This window comes from Bacillus cereus group sp. N6 (assembly GCF_016483705.1).
Lineage (GTDB): Bacteria > Bacillota > Bacilli > Bacillales > Bacillaceae_G > Bacillus_A > Bacillus_A wiedmannii.
In genome coordinates this window covers 1-237 of sequence record NZ_JAEHBI010000337.1, presented here as the reverse complement: position 1 = coordinate 237, position 237 = coordinate 1, and the positions used below count along the sequence as shown (strand labels likewise).

Sequence of the window (237 nt, the reverse complement as noted above, 5' to 3'; positions counted from 1 at the left end):
ATGGCATGACTCCGTATCAGTATTCAAAATCAATTGCGTAATCTAATTGATGTTCCAGTTTTTCTTGACCAGGTCATATTGATGGCCCCATCGCATAATCGTTGTATGAGCTAAAGATAGTCCTCTTTCCTCCATCATTTCTACCAAATCACGAAAACTAAGATTGTACCGTAGGTACCAGCGCACAGTTAACAAGATAATATCTGGCTGATAGTGCTTCCATTTAAACGAAGTTTC

The 237-nt window shown here is 38.8% G+C and carries 1 pseudogene; it reads right to left on the bottom strand.

Annotated features, from left to right (window positions below):
- Positions 1–75 precede the first annotated feature (75 nt).
- Positions 76–237: pseudogene (locus JDS99_RS31520) on the bottom strand (IS6 family transposase); the annotation flags it as partial.